The organism is Sulfuricystis multivorans, from assembly GCF_003966565.1.
GTDB classification, from domain to species: Bacteria; Pseudomonadota; Gammaproteobacteria; order Burkholderiales; family Rhodocyclaceae; genus Sulfuricystis; species Sulfuricystis multivorans.
Genome location: NZ_AP018718.1, coordinates 64,941 through 80,718, shown reverse-complemented (window position 1 = coordinate 80,718; position 15,778 = coordinate 64,941). Strand labels below are relative to the sequence as shown.

Sequence of the window (15,778 nt, the reverse complement as noted above, 5' to 3'; positions counted from 1 at the left end):
GGTCAGGCTGCCTTCTTCTCGTTCAGTTTCGCCAGCACTTCGGCGGCATGTTCCCGCGGCGCCATCGGGAAGCCGAGCCGGGCGCGCGATTCGAGATAGCTTTGCGCCACGCTTCTGGCGAGAGTGCGGATACGGCCGATGTAGGCGGCGCGCTCGGTCACCGAAATCGCGCCGCGCGCGTCGAGCAGGTTGAAGGTGTGCGCGGCCTTCAAGACCTGTTCGTACGCCGGCAGCGCGAGCTTTTGCGCCATCAGATACTTGGCCTGCCTTTCATGCGCGGCAAAGGCGGTGAGCAAGAACTCGACGTCGCTGTGCTCGAAGTTGTAGGCTGACTGCTCGACCTCGTTTTGATGGAACACATCGCCGTATTTCAGGCCGGGCGCATAGACGAGGTCGAAGACGTTCTCGACCCCTTGCAGATACATCGCCAGCCGCTCCAGGCCATAGGTGATCTCGCCGGTGATCGGCTTGCAATCGATCCCGCCGACCTGCTGGAAATAGGTGAATTGCGTGATCTCCATGCCATTCATCCACACTTCCCAGCCCAGGCCCCAGGCGCCCAGCGTGGGGTTTTCCCAGTCGTCCTCGACGAAGCGCACGTCGTTTTGCGTCAGATCGAAACCCAGGGCTTCGAGCGAGCCGAGATAGAGATCGAGGATGTTCTCGGGCGCGGGTTTCAAGACCACCTGATACTGGTAGTAGTGCTGCAGGCGGTTTGGATTCTCGCCATAGCGGCCATCCTTCGGCCGCCGCGAGGGCTGCACGTAAGCGGCCTTCCACGGCTCGGGGCCGAGCGCGCGCAGGAAGGTGGCGGTATGCGAGGTGCCGGCGCCGACTTCCATGTCGTAGGGCTGCAACAGCGCACAGCCCTGCCGGTCCCAGAAGTCCTGCAAGCGCAGGATGATGGATTGGAATGTGGGTTTCATGATTTGTTCGCTGAAAACCCGATTTTAGCCGCTGCGCCGCCGGCGGTAAGCCGCCAAACAGGAGGGTATTAGGGCGCCGATCGCGATCGAAAACGCCAGCGCATCGCCCCAGCGCACATAGGGGGTCACCCCTGCATAGCCTTGCGCCTCGACGATAAGCGCCCCGCGGGTGAAGGGCGGCAAAGCCGCGAGCACGCGGCCATCCGGCGCGATCGCTGCGGTGATCCCCGTGTTCGTCGCTCTGAGCATCATGCGCCCGGTCTCGATCGCGCGCAGGCGGGAAATCTGCAAATGCTGCGGCTGGGCAAGCGAGCGCCCGAACCAGGCGGTGTTCGAGAGATTGACCAGCAACGTCGCTTCGGGCAGGGCAGTGCGCAGCTCGTTGCCGAACAGGTCCTCGAAACAGATGTTCGGCGCGATCTTTTGTCCGGCGATGGCAAGCGGCGGTTGCCGGGTGGGGCCGGCGGAAAAATCCGCCATCGGGATGTTCACCAGAGCGAAGAACCAGGCAAAGCCCGGCGGCACGTATTCGCCGAACGGCACCAGATGGCGCTTGGCATAGCTTTGCGCCTGCGCAGGGGTGAGCGCCACCGCGCCATTCACATAACCGCCCGAGCGGTGACGGATCGCGATACCCAAGAGTACGTCGCCATGCCGGGTGAGCCTTTGCAGCACCTTCCCTGGCACTTCGTCGAAGAACAGCGGGATCGCGGTCTCCGGCAGCACCGTGAGGGCGGCGGGATGCTGCTGCGCCAGATCGAGATAGGTAGCGATCGACAGCTCTAGATTTTCCGGCTGCCACTTCAGGCTCTGCGGCACATTGCCTTGCAGCAGGCTCACCGTGAGCGGCTGGCCCACGGGCTGGGTCCAGTCCATCGCGCGCAAGAATTGTCCAAGGCTTGCGAGCAGGATCAGCAACAGCCAGGCCGCTTTTCGCCGTAAGCCCCTCGCGAAGGCTGCCGCAAGCAGCGCGACGAGGAAATCGAGGCCGTGGCTGCCGAGCACCGGCGCAAAGCCCGCCAGGGGATTGGGCGGCGTGGCCGAATAGCCGATCGCCAGCCACGGAAAGCCGGTGAAGAGCACACCGCGCAAGGCTTCCGTCAGCGTCCACATACCGGCCAAGAGCAAGGCGTTGTGCCAAAAGTCGGCGCTGGTGAGGCGGCATGAGAGATAGCCGGCGAGCGCGGGAAACAGAGCGAGATAGGCGCAAAACAGCAGCGTCGCGACGACGGCGAGCGGTGCGGCCATGCCGCCGACGTCATGCAGGCTCACATAGACCCACGAGACGCCGGTGAGAAAAAAGCCCAGCCCCCAGGCAAAGCCCAAGCCGGCTGCAGCGCGGGCGGAGGGCGCGCGCGCCCAGAAGCGGAACAAGAGCGCGAGTGTCACCACCGGCAACGGGAAGATGCCGAAGGGCGCGAAACCGAGGACCGTCGCCGCGCCCAGGCCCGCGGCGAACAATGCCTGCCTCATGAAGCGGAATCGATGGGCAGCCGCCTTTGCGGGTCGACCAGCAGAGTATGCACGCGGCGAGAGTCGGCGCGCAGCACCTGGAAGCGCATCCCGTCGATGACGACGACCTCGTTTCTCTTCGGCAGCCGACCGAGCTGTTTGATCACCAGCCCACCGACCGTATCGAACTCCTCGTCTGGGAAATGCGTGCCGAAGGCGGCGTTGAAATCGGCGATCTCGGTGGTCGCCTTGACGCGATAGCGGCCAGCGTTGTCGAGCACGATGTTGCCCGCCGTCTCGTCGAAATCGTATTCATCCTCGATGTCGCCGACGATCTGCTCGAGCACGTCTTCGATGGTGACCAGCCCGGCGACGCCGCCATATTCATCGACGACGATCGCCATGTGGTTGCGCGAGGCGCGGAATTCGCGCAGCAAGACGTTCAAGCGCTTCGATTCGGGAATGAACACCGCCGGTCTGAGGCTGTCGCGCAAGTCGAATTCGCGGCCGGCAAAGGGGCGCAGCAGGTCCTTGGCGAGCAGGATGCCGATCACGTCGTCCTTGCTCTCGCCGATCGCAGGAAAGCGCGAGTGCGCGGTGTCGAGCGCGAAAGCGACGATCTTCTCGAGCGGATCGTGGATCGAGACGACATCCATCTGGGCGCGTGGCACCATGATGTCGCGCACCTGCATCTCGGAGACCGCCAGGGCGCCTTCGATGATCGACAGCGCATCGGCATCCATCAGGTTGCGGTCGTGCGCCTTGCGCAACAGTTGCAGAAGTTGTTCGCGGTCTTCCGGTTCGCCGAGCAACAGCAGCGAAAGACGTTCCAGCAATGACGGACGAGGTCGGGAAGGGTCCATGTTCAACGATAGGGGTCGGGAATGCCGAAACGGGCGAGCACTTCGCGCTCGCGCGCTTCCATGCGCGCGGCATCACGGACGTTCGTCTCGTGGTCATACCCTTGCAGATGAAGCATACCATGCACCACCATGTGCGCCAGATGGTCGCGCAAGGCCTTGCCCTGCTCGACCGCCTCGCGCCGCACCACCGGCAGACAGATGACCAGATCGCCGACCACTGGTTCGTCTTCATAGACGAAGGACAGCACATTCGTCGCGTAATCCTTGCCGCGATAGGCGCGATTGAGCTCGCGACCCTCGTCGTCATCGCATAGGCGCACCGTCACGGTCGCAGGTTTTTCCTGCGCCGCACGCACCCAGCGGCGTACCTGCGCGCGTTCCGGCAGATCATCGCCGGCGACGGCATATTGCACCGCGAGATGCAGTTCAGGTTTCATAATCTGAGCGTTGGCTCCGGCTAACGCCCGCTTCGCGGGCATTGGCCTGCGCCGAAACTTCGGCGCGATGGCGACTCGCGACCGCCGTCGACGCCTCGTTTTCATAAGCCGCGACGATGCGCGCAACCAGCGGATGGCGCACCACGTCGGAAGCATCGAATTCGGTGAAGGCCAAGCCCCGCACATCGGCAAGAATGCGTCGCGCCTCGATGAGTCCGGATTTCTGCCCCTTGGGCAAATCCATCTGTGTCACATCGCCGGTGATCACCGCCTTGGTGCCGATGCCGATGCGCGTCAAGAACATCTTCATCTGCTCGGGCGTGGTGTTCTGGGCCTCATCGAGAATGATGAAGGCATGGTTCAATGTCCGCCCGCGCATGTAGGCGAGCGGCGCGACCTCGATGGCCTGCTTCTCGAACAGGCGCATCACCTTGTCGAAGCCCATCAGGTCGTAGAGCGCGTCATAGAGCGGCCGCAGATAAGGATCGACCTTCTGTGCCAGATCGCCGGGCAGAAAACCGAGCCGCTCGCCGGCCTCGACCGCCGGGCGGGTGAGCACGATGCGCTGCACCTGCTCGCGCTCGAAGGCATCGACCGCGCAAGCCACCGCGAGATAGGTCTTGCCGGTGCCGGCCGGTCCGATGCCGAAGGTGATGTCGTGTTCCTGGATATTCTTCAGATACTCGACCTGATGCGGCGTGCGGCCATGCAGGTCGGCTTTGCGGGTGAGCAGTCCGGCGGCAGGCGCAGGAATCTCGCCGCGGTTTTTGAGCTCGATCAGACCGAGCTGGATGTCATCGACCGACAGCGGGGTTGCCGCCAGCGTGTAGAAATGGCGCAGCGCCGTCGCCGCGAGCCGCGCCTGGGCCGGCTCGCCGTTGATGCGGCAATGCTCGCCGCGCCGCGTCAACACGACGTCGAAGGCCAGCTCGATCTGGCGCAGGTTTTCGTCGAGCGCGCCGCACAGATTCGCCAATCGGACGTTGTCGACCGGTTGCAGTTCGACGGAAAAACTCTTGGTTTTCACTGAGCGTCGTGCCGACTCGCCAGCGCCGCCTTTCACTTCTGTGCTTCGGCCAGTTGCGCCTCGGCTGCAGAAAGAATCCACACCCGAGACACCGCGCCCATCGCATCGGTCTGGTAGCGCACCAGCACCGGGGCAGATACCAGCATCGACGGAATCGCCATGTTGTATTCGTTGCGGATCACCACCCCGGGCGAGAGCAGATAGGTCTGGCCGTCGATCTGAACCCGGCCATCGGCAGGCATGCCCATCACACCACGCTTCGCTTCGGCGGGCAGATGGCGCACCAACCCCGTGGCAGGCCGAGGCGCAGCAGGCGTTAAGGCCGACTCGACGGCCGAGCCGATGAGAGAACTGACGATCGCGGCGCTGATGGGATCGAGAGGCATGGAATGATGATAATCGTTTTGCCCTTCTTCGGGAACATGTCGGGTTACGATATAGGGAAACGCTGAATAAGTTGCTGCGCGGGCGCATCGCCGCGTTGCGCGGTACTCGCTCCCTCGCCTAACTCCATGTTATGTCTCGGTCGCTGCGCTCCGTGCGCCTTGCGCTGCATCCCGCTCGCGGCCTTCTTCAGCGTTTCCATAGTGCATTCTTCCGTCATCGGTCAGGGAAAAAACATGAGCGGCTTTTTCAAGGAATTCCGCGAATTCGCGGTCAAGGGCAACGTAATGGATCTGGCGATCGGCGTGATCATCGGCGGCGCCTTCGGCAAGATCGTCGATTCGGTGGTTGGCGACCTGATCATGCCGCTCGTTGGCCGGGTCGTCGGCGGACTGGATTTCAGCAACTACTTCATCCCCCTCAAGGAAGTACCCGCCGGCGTCGCAATGACGCTCGCCGAGGTCAAGAAGGCCGGCGTGCCGGTGTTCGCCTATGGCAGCTTCATCACCGTGCTGCTCAACTTCCTGATCCTCGCCTTCATCATCTTCGTGATGGTCAAGCAGATCAATCGCCTGAAGCGCGAGGATGCCGCCGCGCCGGCCGCCCCGCCACCGACGCCGGAAGACATCGTCCTGCTGCGCGAGATTCGTGATGCGCTGAAAAAGTAATACCTGCCCCCTTCGCCCCCCTCGCGGGGGGTTCGATTTAGTCGGCGACGAACGGATTACTGCGCCTCTCCGCCCCGAAGGTGGACAGCGGGCCGTGACCGGGGATGAAGACGTAATCGTCGCCGAGGGCAAACAGCTTCGCGCGGATCGAATGGATCAGCGCAGCATGATCGCCGCGTGGGAAATCCGTGCGGCCGATCGAGCCGGCAAACAGCACATCGCCGACGATCGCCAGTCGCGACGGTCGCTGGATGAAACACACATGGCCGGGCGTGTGACCGGGCGTATGGAGCACCTCGAGTGCAAGATCGCCCACCTTCACCACATCGCCGTCCCCGAGCCAGCGGTCGGGCACGAGCGGCGGCGTGGGCGGGAATCCGAACATGCGGCATTGCTCGGGCAGCGCATCGAGCCAGAAGGCATCCTCGCGCTGCGGCCCTTCGATGGGCACGGAAAGCTCTCGCGCCAGGGCCGCGGCGCCGCCGACATGGTCGATGTGGCCATGCGTGAGCAGGATTTTCTCGACCGCGAGATCGCGCACGGCGATCGCCGCGAGGATCTCTTCCACGTCGCCGCCGGGATCGACCACCGCCGCACGGCGCGTTTCGGCCTGCCAGAGCAGGCTACAGTTCTGCTCGAAGGGCGTTACGGGCAAAATGGCGTATTCCATGCCTGCGATGTTATCCGATCCGATGCACTCTGCCGCCGCTGCTCTCGTCGTCGAGCACCTGGTCAAACGCTACGAGGGCAAGCCGGCCGTCGACGATCTGTCGTTTGCCGTTGCCCGGGGCGAATGTTTCGGCCTGCTCGGCCCCAATGGTGCCGGCAAGACCACCACGCTGCGCTGCTGCCTGGGTCTGACTGCGCCCGACGGCGGCCATATCACCGTGCTCGGCCTGCCGGTGCCGCCGCATGGCCGCGAAGCGCGGATGCGCATCGGCGTCGTGCCGCAATTCGACAACCTCGATCCTGATTTCAGCCTGGCCGAGAACCTGCTCGTCTATGGTCGCTATTTCGGCATCCCCGACGCCACGCTGCACGCGCGCATTCCGGGGCTGCTGGAATTCGCCGGTCTCGCCGGCAAGGAACGCGGCAACATCCGCACGCTCTCGGGGGGCATGAAGCGGCGGCTGACGCTGGCCCGGGCGCTGATCAACGACCCGGAGCTGCTGGTGCTCGACGAACCGACCACCGGGCTGGATCCGCAGGCGCGCCACCTGATCTGGGAGCGGCTGCGCGAACTCGTTGCGCAAGGCAAGACGATCCTGCTCACCACCCACTTCATGGAGGAAGCCGAGCGTCTGTGCGACCGGCTGCTGATCATGGATCACGGTCGCCGCATCGCCGAAGGAACGCCGCGCGCGCTGATCGCGGCGCATGTGCCGGTCTCGCCGGATCCGCGGCGGCCGGCGAATCTGGAAGACGTGTTCCTCGAGCTGACCGGCCACGAACTGAGGGATTGATGGACACCCGTTTCCCAACACTTTCCTGGCGTGCGATCGCGGTATTCCGCCGTAACCTGCTGGTGTGGAGGAAGCTCGCCCTGCCTTCGCTGCTCGGCAATCTCGCCGATCCGATGATCTATCTGTTTGGCCTCGGCTACGGCCTCGGCGGCCTGCTGCCGCCGATCGGGGGCATGCCCTACATCGCCTTTCTCGCCGCTGGCACGGTGTGCGCCTCGACGATGAACGCCGCCTCCTTCGAGGCGCTTTATTCGGCCTTTTCGCGCATGAACGTGCAGCGCACCTGGGAAGCGATCATGAATGCGCCCCTGCTCCTCGACGACGTGCTTGCCGGTGAATGTCTGTGGGCCGCGGCGAAGGCGAGCCTTTCCGGCGCGGCGATCCTCGCCGTGATCTGGGCGCTCGGCTATGTCGCCGGACCGCTCGCGCTCCTGGCGCTGCCGGCGATCTTCCTCACCGGCCTCACTTTCGCCGCGCTCGGTCTGATCGTCACGGCGCTCTCGCCGTCCTTCGATTTCTTCATGTATTACTTCACGTTATTCATCACGCCGATGGTGATCGTCTGCGGCGTATTCTTTCCAGTCGATCAGTTGCCAGCCTTCGTGCAGGCCATCGCCGCTTGGCTGCCGCTGTCGCATTCGGTCGCGTTGATCCGGCCACTGATCTTCGGCCACCTGCCGGCCGACATCCTGCAGCATGCCGGCGCGCTGGCGGCAATCACCGTGGCGGCCTTCTGGATCGCCGTCGTGCTCGCCCGGCGTCGCTTCCTCAAATGATCCTGTTGCACCGGACGGGCTCCCGCGCGATACTTCACGCCAGCGGTCTGGAAGGCAACCCCTTACGCACTGCATCACACGGTCGGCACGGGCCCACCCGCCAGCGCCGTCCGCCACGACAACGCAAGACACGATCGAGCGAGGAGTGACATGAGCACATTCGCACCCCTGCGGCTGCACGTGCCCGAGCCCACCGGACGGCCGGGACAGCACACCGACTTTTCCTATCTGCACGTCTCCCCGGCAGGCAGCGTGCGCCGCCCGCCGCTCGACACCCAGCCTTACGACACCTCGGACTTGGCCTTCGCGCTGGTGCGCGTGCTCGACGACGAGGGCAATGCCGTCGGCCCCTGGATTCCCGACCTGACACCCGAACAGCTGCGCTTCGGCCTCGCCACGATGCTGAAGACGCGCCTCTTCGACGCGCGCATGCTGATCGCGCAGCGACAGAAAAAGATTTCTTTCTACATGCAGTGCCTCGGCGAGGAAGCCATCGCGGTGGCCCACGCGCTGGCGCTCGAACCGGACGACATGACCTTCCCGACCTATCGTCAGCAGGGCCTCTTGATGGCGCGCGGTGTGCCGCTCGTCGATATCATGTGCCAGCTGTTTTCGAACGAGCGCGACCCGATGAAGGGCCGCCAGTTGCCGGTGCTCTACTCGTTCCGCAAGTATGGCTTCTTCAGCATCTCGGGCAACCTCGCCACCCAATATCCCCAGGCGGTCGGCTGGGCGATGGCCTCGGCGATCAAGGGCGACACGAAGATCGCCTCGGGCTGGATCGGCGACGGTTCGACGGCCGAGTCCGACTTCCATGCCGCGTTGGTCTTTGCACACGTCTATCGCGCGCCGGTGATCCTCAACGTCGTCAACAACCAGTGGGCGATCTCGACCTTCGAAGCCATCGCCGGCGGCGAGGGCACCACCTTCGCCGCGCGCGGCATCGGCGCCGGCATCGCTTCGCTCAGAGTCGATGGCAACGATTTCCTCGCCGTCTATGCCGCCTCGCGCTGGGCGGCCGAGCGGGCGCGCAACAATTTCGGCCCGACACTGATCGAATGGGTCACCTACCGCGCCGGTGCGCATTCGACCTCGGACGACCCGACCAAATACCGGCCGGCCGACGACTGGCAGCATTTCCCGCTCGGCGACCCGGTCGCGCGCCTGAAACAGCATCTGATCCGCCGCGGCGAGTGGTCGGAAGAACGGCATGCGGCGCTGGTGCAGGAGCTCGAGGCCGAGATCGCCGCCGCGCAGAAGGAGGCAGAAAGCTTTGGTTCGCTCGCCGATGGCCACGTGCATAGCGCCGCCGACATGTTCATGGACGTCTATGAGACGATGCCTGCGCACCTCGTGCGCCAGCGTCAGGAACTGGGGGTTTGAGATGGCGACGATGTCGATGATCCAGTCCCTGCGTTCGGCGATGGACGTGATGCTCGAGCGCGACGAGAACGTGGTGATCTTCGGCGAGGATGTCGGCTACTTCGGCGGGGTGTTTCGCTGCACCGAGGGACTGCAGCAGAAATACGGCAAGTCGCGGGTGTTCGACACGCCGATCTCGGAGAGCGGCATCGTCGGCACGGCGGTCGGCATGGCCGCCTACGGTCTGCGGCCGGTGGTCGAGATCCAGTTCGCCGACTATTTCTATCCCGCCACCGACCAGATCGTCTCGGAAGTGGCACGCCTGCGCTACCGCTCGGCCGGCGAGTTCATCGCCCCGCTGACGATCCGAATGCCTTGCGGCGGCGGCATCTACGGCGGGCAGACCCACAGCCAGAGCCCAGAGGCGTTTTTCACCCATGTCTGCGGCCTGCGCACGGTGATGCCCTCGAACCCCTACGACGCCAAGGGCCTGCTGATCGCCGCGATCGAATGCAACGACCCGGTGATCTTCCTCGAGCCGAAACGTCTCTACAACGGCCCGTTCGACGGCCACCACGAGCGTCCGGTCACGCCCTGGTCGAAACATCCAAAAGGCGAGGTGCCTGAGGGCTACTACACGGTGCCGCTCGATTCCGCCGCCGTCCACCGCCCCGGCACGCAGCTGACGGTGTTGACCTACGGCACGATGGTGCATGTCGCCGAATGCGCGGCCAACGAGTCCGGCATCGATGCCGAGATCATCGACCTGCGCAGCCTCTGGCCGCTCGATCTCGACACCATCGTCGCCTCGGTGAAAAAGACCGGCCGCTGCGTCGTCGTCCATGAGGCGACGCGCACCAGCGGCTTCGGCGCCGAGCTCGTCGCGCTGGTCCAGGAACATTGTTTCTGGCATCTCGAGGCGCCGATCGTGCGCGTCACCGGCTGGGACACCCCATATCCGCACGCGCAGGAATGGGCTTACTTCCCCGGCCCGCAGCGGGTGGCCGAGGGCTTCAAGCGCGCGCTGGAGGGCAACTGACATGGGCATTCACGTGATCAAGATGCCGGACATCGGCGAAGGTATCGCCGAGGTCGAGCTCGCCGCCTGGCATGTGCAGCCTGGTGACACGGTGATCGCGGACCAACCGCTCGCCGACGTGATGACCGACAAAGCCACCGTCGAGATCCCGTCGCCGGTGGCGGGCAAGGTCATCGCCCTCGGCGGCAAGGCGGGCGACATCATGCAGGTGGGCTCCGAACTGATCCGCCTCGAAGTGGCCGGCGAAGGCAACGTCAAGGAAAGCGCCGCCCTGCCGCAGTCGACATTCGAATCCACGCCAGTTGCACCTTCGCCAGCCAAGCCTGTCACGGCTGGATCGGTTGCAGCGGCCGCGGTCGTGCAAAATTCGGCGCTGGTGGAACGGCACCCGGCGCTCACCGCGCCGCTGCGCCAGCCGGGTGAGAAACCGCTGGCCTCGCCAGCGGTGCGCCGCTATGCCTGGGATCGCGGCATCGATCTGCGCTTCGTTTCCGGCAGTGGCCCGGTCGGACGCATCCTGCGCGAGGACGTCGATGCCTACATCGCCGGCCGGCAGGGCATCGCCACCCCGATCCCGCAGCGCGCGCGCATCGAGTGGGAAGAAGCGATCCCGGTCATCGGGCTGCGTCGCAAGATCGCGCAGAAGATGCAGGAAGCGAAGCGCCACATCCCGCACTTCGCCTATGTCGAGGAGATCGACATCACCGACTGCGAGGCGCTGCGCCGGCAGCTGAATGCCAAGGTTGCCGAAACGCGCGGCAAGCTCACGCTGCTGCCGTTTCTGGTGCGCGCGATCGTGCTCGCGGTGCGCGAGTTCCCGCAGGTCAACGCGCGCTACGACGACGAAGCGCAGATCGTCACCCGTTACGGCGCGGTGCATCTGGGCATCGCCACGCAGACCGACGGCGGCTTGATGGTGCCGGTACTGCGCCATGCCGAGACGCTCGATCTCTGGCAGATCGCCGCGGAAATCGCACGGCTTTCCGAAGCCGCGCGCAACGGCAAGGTCAGCCGCGCGGAGCTGTCCGGCTCGACGCTCACGATCACCAGCCTCGGCGCCTTGGGCGGCATCGTCTCGACGCCGGTGATCAATCACCCCGAGGTGGCGATCGTCGGCGTCAACCGGATAGTCGAACGGCCGGTGATCAAGAATGGCCAGATCGTCGCGCGCCAGATGATGAATCTCTCCTCGTCCTTCGACCACCGCGTCGTCGACGGCATGGATGCGGCGCGCTTCATCCAAGCCGTGCGCGGCTTTCTCGAAGCCCCGGCGACGCTTCTCGTGGAGTAAGTCATGCTCACCGAATCCACCACCCTGCTCGTCGTCGGCGGCGGCCCCGGCGGCTATGTCGCCGCGATCCGCGCCGCGCAGCTGGGCATTCCCACCGTGCTGGTCGAAGGCGAACATCTCGGCGGCACCTGCCTCAACGTCGGCTGCATTCCGTCGAAGGCGTTGATCCACGTCGCCGACGAATTCGCCCGCGCGCGCCACTTCGCCGGCCTATCTCCGCTCGGTATCGTGGTGCACTCGCCCGCGATCGACATCGCCCAGGCCGTCCAGTGGAAGGACGGCGTCGTGAAGAAACTCACCGGCGGTGTCGCCGCGCTGCTGAAGAAGGCCGGCGCGCGCGTCGTCAAGGGCTTCGCGCGCATCGTCGATGGCAAGACCGTCGAGGTGAAACCCGCCGACGGCGGCGAGCCGTGGCGCATCGCTTGCGAACATCTGCTGCTCGCCGCCGGCTCGGTCGCCAGCGCGCTGCCGGGACTGCCTTTCGGCGGCAACGTGATCTCCTCGACCGAAGCGCTCTCGCCGCAAACCCTGCCGCAACGGCTGGTCGTCGTCGGCGCCGGCTACATCGGCCTCGAGCTCGGCATCGTCTATCGCAAGCTCGGCGTCGAGGTCGCCATCGTCGAAGCGCAGCCGCGCATCCTGCCCGCCTATGACGAGGAACTCACCAGGCCGGTCGCCACCTCGCTGCGCCAGCTGGGCATCGAAGTGCATACCGGCGGCACGGTGCGCGGCCTGAATGCCGCCGGCACCGCGGTGCGTATCCGCAACCTCGCCGGCGAGGAGCGCGAGCTGCCCGCCGACCGCGTGCTGGTCGCGATCGGCAGAAAGCCGCGCACCGACGGATGGGGGCTGGAGTCGCTCGGCCTGGCGATGAACGTCAATGCCGTGCAGATCGACAGCCGCTGCCACACCTCGATGCGCAACGTCTGGGCGATCGGCGATCTGACCGGCGAGCCGATGCTCGCGCATCGCGCGATGGCGCAGGGCGAAATGGTCGCCGAGCTCATCGCCGGCCGCCGGCGCGAATTCGTGCCGGCGGCGATCCCCGCCGTCTGCTACACCGATCCGGAAATCGTCGTCGTCGGCCTCTCGCCACAGGAAGCGGAAGCGGCCGGCATCGACGCCATCCACGCCCACTTCCCGTTCGCCGCCAATGGCCGCGCGCTGACGATCGATGTGGCCAACGGCTTCGTTCGTGTGCTCGCGCGCCGCGACAATCACCTGATCCTCGGCTGGCAGGCGGTCGGGCGCGGCGTCGCGGAGCTGGCGACGGCGTTTTCCCAGTCGCTCGAGATGGGCGCCTGCCTCGAAGACATCGCCGGCACCATCCACGCCCATCCGACGCTCGGCGAGGCGGTGCAGGAAGCGGCGCTGCGCGCGCTGGGGCAGCCGATCCACATCTGAAAGCCGGCGCGGGGGGGCAGCATTAGAATTGCTTCAGAAAGGAGGACTTCCCATGCCCCACCCGCTTGCCGGCAAACCCGCGCCCACCGAACTGCTCACCGACATCCCGGCATTGGCTGCCGCGTATCATGGCCCGGCGACACGACCCGTCGCTTTCGGCACCAGCGGCCATCGTGGCAGCGCATTCAATGGCAGCTTCAATGAAGCGCACATTCTCGCGATCGCTCAGGCCATCGCCGAATACCGGCTGCAAGCCGGCATCACTGGGCCGCTGTTCCTGGGAATGGACACCCATGCGCTGTCCGCGCCGGCGCAACGGAACGTCATCGAGGTGCTCGCCGCCAACGGCGTCGAGGTGCATTTCCAGAAGGATGGCGGCTTCACACCGACGCCAGTGATCTCGCGCGCGATCCTCGCCCATAATGACGATGAAAGTCGGCGTTCGCGGCACGGCACGGCGGACGGCATCGTCATCACCCCGTCGCACAATCCGCCCCAGGATGGCGGCATCAAGTACAACCCGCCGCATGGCGGGCCGGCCGATACGGATGTGACCGGCTGGATCGAAAGCCGCGCCAATGCCTCGATGGCTGACGGCAATCGCGGCGTGAAACGCATGGCATACGAGGCGGCGCTCCTCGCGCCGAATGTGCATGCCGTCGACCTGATGACGCCCTACATCGCCGCGCTCGGCGAAGTCATCGACATCGAGGCGATCCGTGCCGCGAAGCTCAAGATCGGCGTCGATCCGATGGGGGGTGCAGCCGTCCATTACTGGCCGCGGATCGCCGCGCATTACGGCTTGGACATCACGGTGGTCAATCCGCAGGTCGATCCCAGCTTCGCCTTCATGACGCTCGACCACGACGGCAAGATCCGCATGGACTGCTCGAGCCCCTTTGCCATGGCCAGCCTCGTCGGCCTCAAAGATCAGTTCGACATCAGTTGGGGGAATGACGCCGACGTCGATCGCCACGGCATCGTCACGCCTTCCGTCGGTCTAATGAACCCGAATCACTATCTCGCGGTGGCGATCGATTATCTGCTCATGCATCGACCGCAGTGGCCACAGACGGCGGCGGTGGGCAAGACCTTGGTCTCCTCCGCGCTGATCGATCGTGTCGTCGAAGGCCGCGGCCGTGTGCTCCTCGAAGTGCCGGTCGGCTTCAAGTGGTTCGCGCAGGGCTTGCACGACGGCACGATTTGTTTCGGCGGCGAGGAGTCGGCCGGCGCGAGCTTCCTGAAAATGGACGGCACGGCCTGGAGCACCGACAAGGATGGCATCCTCTTGGGCCTGTTGGCCGCCGAGATCACCGCGGTCACCGGCGCCGATCCTGGCCGTCATTACGAAAAGCTCGCCGCGCGGTATGGCGCGCCGCATTATCTGCGCATCGATACGCCGGTTGCACCCGAACGGAAGGCCGCCTTCAAGAATCTCACACCGGAACGTGTGACGGCGACGACGCTCGGCGGCTTCCCGATCACCGCCAAGCTCACGCGCGCTCCCGGCAACGGCGCGCCGATCGGCGGCCTCAAGGTGACGACGACGAACGGCTGGTTCGCGGCGCGCCCGTCGGGCACCGAGGACATCTACAAGCTCTATGCCGAGAGCTTCGTCTCCGCCGAGCACCTGCAACGGATCGTCGCCGAGGCCCAGCAGATCGTCGCCGCAGCGCTAACTTGATCCGCCGCCCAGATAGCGCGGTTCGTCGAACAACGAAGTGAACACGACCTGCTTCACTTCGGGATGGTCGGGCACGAGATAGAGCGCCGGCATCAACATTTCCTCGAAGATGCCACGCAAGCTGCGTGCGCCGGCCTTGTATTCCATCGCCAGATCGGCGATCTGCTCGAGGACCTGCGGCGCGATCGTCAGCTCGACCCCATCGGCGGCGAAAATGGCGCGGAACTGCTTGTAGAGCGCATTTTGCGGCTCGGTCATGATGCGCACCATCATTTCGCGGCTGAGCGGCTTGAGGCGTGCGACGATCGGCAGCCGGCCGGCGAACTCGGGGATCAGCCCATAGCGGAATAGGTCGGTCGGCTTGATGCGCGCGTTGAGGCGATCGAGGATCTTCTGATTGTCATCCTCGCCGGTGGCGATGAAGCCGAAGGTGTGCGTCTGGGAGAGAATCTCGTCGATGCCACTGAAAGCGCCGCCGCAGATAAACAGCGTCTCGGTGGTATCGAAATGGCCGCCGGTCGAAAGTTTCACCGGCGCGCCTTCCATGAATTTCAAGAGAGCATGCTGCACCCGCTCGCCGGCAGGGGTTCTCGCCCCGCCAGCTTCGGCGGGCGCTTTCAGTTTGTCGATTTCGTCGATGAAGACGATGCCGCGCTGGGCGCGGCCGAGCTCGCCGCCGACCTTGTCGATCAAACGCGTGAGGATCGCCTCGATCTCCTCATTGACGTATTCACTCTGCGCCAGTGAGGTGGCGTTCGCCGTGACGAAGGGCACGGCGAGCACTTTCGACAACGTCTCGCACAACAGCGTCTTGCCGGTGCCGGTGGGTCCGACCAATAGCACGTTGCTCTTGACCAGCTCGAGGCCCTGGTCTCTGGCCAGCCCCAGTTTGCGGTAATGGGTATGGACGGCGACGGCGAGCTGGCGCTTGGCATCCTCCTGGCCGACGACATGGTGGTCGAGGAATTCGACGATCTGGCTGGGGGTGAGCTCCATGCCCGC

16 protein-coding genes are annotated in these 15,778 nt (G+C 65.1%); 8 read left to right on the top strand and 8 right to left on the bottom strand.

The features are described from left to right. Positions 1 to 2: 2 nt before the first annotated feature. Genes glyQ through EL335_RS14430 form a run of 6 tightly spaced genes read right to left on the bottom strand, consistent with a single transcriptional unit; the run spans position 3 to position 5,091 of the window. Complete coding sequence (gene glyQ, locus EL335_RS00385; RefSeq protein WP_126443717.1) at positions 3 to 926, bottom strand: glycine--tRNA ligase subunit alpha; 924 nt, start codon at positions 924 to 926, stop codon at positions 3 to 5. A gap of 24 nt (positions 927 to 950) precedes the next feature. Further along, positions 951 to 2,399 carry an apolipoprotein N-acyltransferase gene (gene lnt, locus EL335_RS00380; protein ID WP_126443716.1) on the bottom strand — a complete coding sequence of 483 codons (1,449 nt, stop codon included), beginning with the start codon at positions 2,397 to 2,399 and terminating at the stop codon, positions 951 to 953. Beyond that, positions 2,396 to 3,241, bottom strand: coding sequence for a CorC family transporter (locus EL335_RS00375; RefSeq protein WP_126443715.1), 846 nt, complete (start codon positions 3,239 to 3,241; stop codon positions 2,396 to 2,398). The genes lnt and EL335_RS00375 overlap by 4 nt, the downstream gene beginning before the upstream one ends. A gap of 2 nt (positions 3,242 to 3,243) precedes the next feature. Continuing rightward, positions 3,244 to 3,678 carry an rRNA maturation RNase YbeY gene (gene ybeY / locus EL335_RS00370; protein ID WP_126443714.1) on the bottom strand — a complete coding sequence of 145 codons (435 nt, stop codon included), beginning with the start codon at positions 3,676 to 3,678 and terminating at the stop codon, positions 3,244 to 3,246. Further along, positions 3,668 to 4,705: a PhoH family protein gene (locus EL335_RS00365; RefSeq protein ID WP_284155512.1), complete on the bottom strand. Its 1,038-nt coding sequence runs from the start codon at positions 4,703 to 4,705 to the stop codon at positions 3,668 to 3,670. The genes ybeY and EL335_RS00365 overlap by 11 nt, the downstream gene beginning before the upstream one ends. A gap of 32 nt (positions 4,706 to 4,737) precedes the next feature. Continuing rightward, positions 4,738 to 5,091 carry a hypothetical protein gene (locus tag EL335_RS14430; protein ID WP_284155383.1) on the bottom strand — a complete coding sequence of 118 codons (354 nt, stop codon included), beginning with the start codon at positions 5,089 to 5,091 and terminating at the stop codon, positions 4,738 to 4,740. 234 nt (positions 5,092 to 5,325) lie between these two features. On the opposite strand from EL335_RS14430, the gene mscL reads away from it, so the two are divergent. Further along, positions 5,326 to 5,757 (top strand): large conductance mechanosensitive channel protein MscL, encoded by a 432-nt coding sequence (mscL, locus tag EL335_RS00360; protein WP_126443712.1) that lies wholly within the window; start codon positions 5,326 to 5,328, stop codon positions 5,755 to 5,757. Positions 5,758 to 5,794: 37 nt separating this feature from the next. Here the strand turns inward: mscL and EL335_RS00355 are convergent, their stop codons facing one another. Continuing rightward, a complete protein-coding gene (locus EL335_RS00355; RefSeq protein ID WP_126443711.1) occupies positions 5,795 to 6,427 on the bottom strand; it encodes an MBL fold metallo-hydrolase in 633 nt (210 codons plus the stop codon). On the opposite strand from EL335_RS00355, the gene EL335_RS00350 reads away from it, so the two are divergent. The 7 genes from EL335_RS00350 to pgm all read left to right on the top strand — a co-directional run bounded on the left by EL335_RS00350 (position 6,426) and on the right by pgm (position 14,776). Continuing rightward, the gene (locus EL335_RS00350) at positions 6,426 to 7,220 is read left to right on the top strand and encodes an ATP-binding cassette domain-containing protein (protein ID WP_284155382.1); all 795 of its coding nucleotides are present in this window, start codon (positions 6,426 to 6,428) and stop codon (positions 7,218 to 7,220) included. The two genes, EL335_RS00355 and EL335_RS00350, sit on opposite strands and share 2 nt — an antisense overlap. Further along, positions 7,220 to 7,996 (top strand): ABC transporter permease, encoded by a 777-nt coding sequence (locus tag EL335_RS00345; RefSeq protein WP_126443710.1) that lies wholly within the window; start codon positions 7,220 to 7,222, stop codon positions 7,994 to 7,996. The genes EL335_RS00350 and EL335_RS00345 overlap by 1 nt, the downstream gene beginning before the upstream one ends. A gap of 150 nt (positions 7,997 to 8,146) precedes the next feature. After that, entirely contained in the window at positions 8,147 to 9,379 is a 1,233-nt protein-coding gene (locus EL335_RS00340; protein WP_126443709.1) for a 3-methyl-2-oxobutanoate dehydrogenase (2-methylpropanoyl-transferring) subunit alpha, read from the top strand. 16 nt (positions 9,380 to 9,395) lie between these two features. After that, the gene (locus tag EL335_RS00335; protein ID WP_284155381.1) at positions 9,396 to 10,397 is read left to right on the top strand and encodes an alpha-ketoacid dehydrogenase subunit beta; all 1,002 of its coding nucleotides are present in this window, start codon (positions 9,396 to 9,398) and stop codon (positions 10,395 to 10,397) included. 1 nt (position 10,398) lies between these two features. Beyond that, positions 10,399 to 11,688 (top strand): dihydrolipoamide acetyltransferase family protein, encoded by a 1,290-nt coding sequence (locus tag EL335_RS00330; RefSeq protein ID WP_126443707.1) that lies wholly within the window; start codon positions 10,399 to 10,401, stop codon positions 11,686 to 11,688. A gap of 3 nt (positions 11,689 to 11,691) precedes the next feature. After that, positions 11,692 to 13,092, top strand: a complete 1,401-nt coding sequence (gene lpdA / locus EL335_RS00325) for a dihydrolipoyl dehydrogenase (protein ID WP_126443706.1) — start codon at positions 11,692 to 11,694, stop codon at positions 13,090 to 13,092. A 52-nt stretch (positions 13,093 to 13,144) separates the two neighbouring features. Continuing rightward, the gene (gene pgm / locus EL335_RS00320) at positions 13,145 to 14,776 is read left to right on the top strand and encodes a phosphoglucomutase (alpha-D-glucose-1,6-bisphosphate-dependent) (protein WP_126443705.1); all 1,632 of its coding nucleotides are present in this window, start codon (positions 13,145 to 13,147) and stop codon (positions 14,774 to 14,776) included. On the opposite strand, the gene EL335_RS00315 is transcribed toward pgm, so the two are convergent. After that, positions 14,768 to 15,772, bottom strand: a complete 1,005-nt coding sequence (locus tag EL335_RS00315; protein ID WP_284155380.1) for an AAA family ATPase — start codon at positions 15,770 to 15,772, stop codon at positions 14,768 to 14,770. The two genes, pgm and EL335_RS00315, sit on opposite strands and share 9 nt — an antisense overlap. Positions 15,773 to 15,778: the final 6 nt, after the last annotated feature.